The organism is Lactobacillus acetotolerans DSM 20749 = JCM 3825 (genome assembly GCF_001436775.1).
Lineage (GTDB): Bacteria > Bacillota > Bacilli > Lactobacillales > Lactobacillaceae > Lactobacillus > Lactobacillus acetotolerans.
This window is the reverse complement of the sequence record NZ_AYZC01000102.1, coordinates 1-819: the sequence shown is the minus strand read 5'-3', so window position 1 is coordinate 819 and position 819 is coordinate 1. Positions and strand designations below refer to the sequence as shown.

The window sequence follows — 819 nt, the reverse complement described above, 5'->3', positions numbered from 1 at the left end:
ATCAATGGTGTAATACTTCTTACCACGGATCGTGACAACAGTCCCGTAAGTAGCCATACTCTGACCAGTCTTAAAGACTTTCTTACCAACACGTTGACCATACTTATTATAAATATAGGCATTGTGCTTGAGCTTTCTAGTCCGAGCAACAGCGTTGCCAGTAGCTAAGTAATAGTCGTTGTCCAGAGTAAAGAACTTCCGACCATTAATGACGACCAGACCATAAGTAGTAACTGTAGACCCTGCCTTTAAGACTGCTTTGTTAGCTCGCTTGCCATCTTGACCATACAGGTAAGCATTATGCTTTAAAACTTCTTCTTTAGCTTCACCATGGTTATTATTACCATTGTTGCCATTACCGTTGGCATCCTTGTCCACGATGTTAACTGTGACATTAACCGAAACTTTCGTCCCATCTGGATAAGTTACCACGACTGTGCCTTCTTGCTTACCTTTCTTGGAGGTATCCGGTGCTGGTTGCCAGCTATATTTAGTACCATCTGGCATTTGATCCTTATTCGTAATGGCATCACCAGCATAAGTAGTGTCCCCACTTAAGTCTGTGCCCTGTGGAATATCGACTTCACCAGGGATCGGTAACTTTGGTGTCCGGTCTGGTTCTGGCAGTGAACCACCACCGTTCTTAGTGTAATAGAAGATAAAGGTTCTTGGTGCACCCTTAGTCAGAACATAAGTCTGTTCATCTGAGTTCACTAATTTATAACCAAATGGTGCCTTTTGGGCTGCATCATCACCACTGGCAGTAACAGTATCACCGTAGTGACCATTATCACCTAAGACATAATCAGTCAAACCAGG

The 819-nt window shown here is 43.2% G+C and carries 1 protein-coding gene; it reads right to left on the bottom strand.

Annotated features, from left to right (window positions below; translation table 11 throughout):
* A partial coding sequence (locus FC77_RS07725; RefSeq protein ID WP_201780929.1) for an SLAP domain-containing protein occupies window positions 1-819 on the bottom strand: 819 nt, incomplete at both ends.